Annotated in this window: 6 protein-coding genes; 2 read left to right on the top strand and 4 right to left on the bottom strand. The window is 37.2% G+C overall.

The window, feature by feature from the left end; genetic code table 11:
* Nucleotides 1–164: 164 nt before the first annotated feature.
* From H6F44_RS22550 to H6F44_RS22535, 4 genes are read right to left on the bottom strand one after another with little or no spacing between them, the layout of a single operon-like run.
* Nucleotides 165–326, bottom strand: coding sequence for a hypothetical protein (locus H6F44_RS22550; RefSeq protein WP_190353322.1), 162 nt, complete (start codon nucleotides 324–326; stop codon nucleotides 165–167).
* Nucleotides 313–645 carry a DUF5615 family PIN-like protein gene (locus H6F44_RS22545; protein ID WP_190353321.1) on the bottom strand — a complete coding sequence of 111 codons (333 nt, stop codon included), beginning with the start codon at nucleotides 643–645 and terminating at the stop codon, nucleotides 313–315. Before H6F44_RS22545 ends, H6F44_RS22550 begins: the two co-directional genes overlap by 14 nt.
* A complete protein-coding gene (locus tag H6F44_RS22540) occupies nucleotides 642–872 on the bottom strand; it encodes a DUF433 domain-containing protein (protein ID WP_190353320.1) in 231 nt (76 codons plus the stop codon). Before H6F44_RS22540 ends, H6F44_RS22545 begins: the two co-directional genes overlap by 4 nt.
* Nucleotides 844–1,119: a hypothetical protein gene (locus tag H6F44_RS22535; RefSeq protein ID WP_190353319.1), complete on the bottom strand. Its 276-nt coding sequence runs from the start codon at nucleotides 1,117–1,119 to the stop codon at nucleotides 844–846. The genes H6F44_RS22540 and H6F44_RS22535 overlap by 29 nt, the downstream gene beginning before the upstream one ends.
* Here H6F44_RS22535 and H6F44_RS22530 point away from each other — a divergent pair.
* Nucleotides 1,106–2,179 carry a DNA cytosine methyltransferase gene (locus H6F44_RS22530; protein ID WP_322096287.1) on the top strand — a complete coding sequence of 358 codons (1,074 nt, stop codon included), beginning with the start codon at nucleotides 1,106–1,108 and terminating at the stop codon, nucleotides 2,177–2,179. The two genes, H6F44_RS22535 and H6F44_RS22530, sit on opposite strands and share 14 nt — an antisense overlap.
* A 76-nt stretch (nucleotides 2,180–2,255) precedes the next feature.
* A complete protein-coding gene (locus H6F44_RS22525) occupies nucleotides 2,256–2,735 on the top strand; it encodes an HNH endonuclease (RefSeq protein ID WP_190353323.1) in 480 nt (159 codons plus the stop codon).
* Nucleotides 2,736–2,831 lie beyond the last annotated feature (96 nt).

The following is a 2,831-nucleotide window of genomic DNA, read 5'->3' as shown; positions in this document are numbered from 1 at the left end:
CAGGATTGACAGAAATTTCTGTTGTGCCTTGGTTGCTACTTTCGGTAATATGTCATTAATGCTATTCATTTGGTGCTTTGATTCATTACTTGCACCTTATCCGATGAATAGCTTTTTTGTTCCCCTTTTTTTATGTCCGAAGTATTGCTCTAATAATCTTGACTTTAATATTCTCGCTGCAATAACAGTAAATAGCAATAACTGTTATTAAGTTTATTGAGAGATCGCATTTTGGGGATGGGGATTGGGCGATCGCGTTTTTGGTGAGTGGTCGGGCGATCGTGTTTTTGGTGAGTGGTTGGGCGATCGCGTTTAGTAAAGCTCAAGACAGTCTATATTTGCAGTATCTTCCAACTCCTGAATTACCTCACCTCCAGCCCTTAATATTTGTTCGACCTGACTCGTTGGCACATTTCCACAACGCAACCAAATCACCTTTGGAGGCGAACCATACAAACGACTTCTCTCCGCAAAATCCGCATCTTGAGTCACGATAAAAAAATTATTGACTTTAGCGAATTCCCATATCTCAGTATCAGTTTTATCAGCTAAATCATGAAACTGAACATGGCTACAATCAGGAAAAATATCAGCTAATCTTCCTACCAGCTTGCGACTCAAATTTTGATCAAAAAGCAACCTCACGCAGCACCCACAAAAGCCATCAATCTATGTTCTCTATCCGCAGCAAACTCTAAACAAGCCCTAATATCCTGCTCTGTCAATTCTGGAAAGTCATCTAAAATTTCTGCATGAGACATTCCCGAAGCTAACCATCCTAAAACATCATATACAGTAATACGCATCCGCCTAATGCAAGGCTTTCCACCGCGCTTATCTGGCTCAATTGTGATGATGCTTCGATAGTTCATATTTGCTTACAATCACGTTGCTAAAGCTTAGCACAAGAGCTATTTTATTGGAGTGATTGGGCGATTGTGTTTTAGTGGTGGGATGAATGGGCGATCGCGTTTTGGTTGGGTGATTGGGCGATCGCGTTTTGGGTAGGGGGCGATCGCGTTTTGGGGTGAGTGATTTGGCGATCGCGTTTTTGGGTGAGTGATTTGGCGATCGTGTTTTTTTGGTGATTGGGCGATCGTGGTTTGTGGGTGATCGCATTGATAAATCGATAGCGTGTATAGTGAACAGTGGTAGAGATTTAAAAATAACAATGAGTTTTGTTTTTGCAGATTTATTTGCTGGTATCGGCGGATTTAGGCTTGCTCTAGAGAGTATAGGCGGCGAATGTGCTTTTTCTTCTGAATGGGATAAATATGCACAGATGACATACAAAGCTAATTTTGGCGATATTCCCTACGGAGATATTACTCAGATTGAACCATCTGCAATTCCAGATATTGATATATTAACTGCTGGGTTTCCCTGTCAACCATTTAGTTCAATTGGCAAACGTGAAGGATTTGAACATCCGACACAAGGAACGTTATTTTATGACGTGGTTAAGATATTAAAGGAGAAAAAGCCTAAAGCTTTTATTTTAGAAAATGTTGAAGGACTCGTAACCCATGATAGCGGGAAAACTTTAAAAATCATATTGGATACTTTATCCGTATCTATAAATGGACAATATCTTTTTTTTAGTCAACCTGATGTTAGATATCATGTCTTTTGGAATATTCTAGATGCCAAAGACTATGGAGTACCACAAGTTAGAAAGAGAATATTTATAGTAGGTATATCTGAAGATGTTTCCAAAGATGTGCCTAGTTTTATATTTCCTTCTCCTATTAAACAAAAAGAATATATAGGCTCCTATGTAGAAGAAAATATAAGTGGTTATTCAATATCTAAGCACTTACAAGATTCATATTTATTTAAACTAGATGATGGAAAACCAGAGCTAATTGATCGTAACTCTAAGATTCAAGTCAAAACACTATGCTCTACTTATCACAAAATCCAAAGATTGACAGGGACTTTTGTTAAAGATGGAGAAACTGGAATTAGACTGCTTAGTGAGAATGAATGCAAATCAATTATGGGATATCCCCTAGGCTTTATCATTCCTGTTTCTAGAACCCAAATGTACAGACAGTTTGGTAATTCGGTTGCAGTTACAGTTGTTCGACAAGTTGCTATAAACTTAGTTAAATGCCTAGGAAAGAATAAAGTTATTTCAGATAATTTCAACCCTAGAAGGAGATTAATCAGTGCCTAATAATGATGAAAATGATAGATCTAAAGAGAAAGAGCAAAGTTTAGCTCAAATCAGTATTATTAAAGAATACTTTGAAATGTATCCTGATGTTGAAATACATACTAAAGATGTTGTTGATTGGGTGACTTCAACATATCTAGAGCGTACTGGAAAAATATTTAGAGATCCCGATAGAGGCATTAGATCCTTATATCAAAGAGGTTTTTTGCAAAAAATAGCAAAAGGTATTTATAAATACGATCCTCAATATGCTCAAAATAAGCAACAACAAGATTTTACAATTGCTCAAAAAAAAGAAATTTTAAAGCGAGATGGCTACAAATGTGTAATTTGTGGAGCAGGTCGAGAGAATGGAGTAGAACTTCATGTCGATCATATTAAACCTAAAGATATGGGCGGTTTAGCTACCATTGAGAACGGTCAAACTTTGTGCAGTCAGCATAACTTCCTCAAGAAAAACCTTAGGCAGACTGAGACAGGTAAAAAAATGTTTATTCGTCTCTACCAATACTTCGGACATAAAAAAAGGGGAACAAAAAAGCTATTCATCGGATAAGGTGCAAGTAATGAATCAAAGCACCAAATGAATAGCATTAATGACATATTACCGAAAGTAGCAACCAAGGCACAACAGAAATTTCTGTCAATCCTG

Origin of the sequence: Pseudanabaena cinerea FACHB-1277 (genome assembly GCF_014696345.1) — a bacterium.
GTDB classification, from domain to species: Bacteria; Cyanobacteriota; Cyanobacteriia; order Pseudanabaenales; family Pseudanabaenaceae; genus Pseudanabaena; species Pseudanabaena cinerea.
This window is presented reverse-complemented; position numbering and strand designations above follow the sequence as displayed.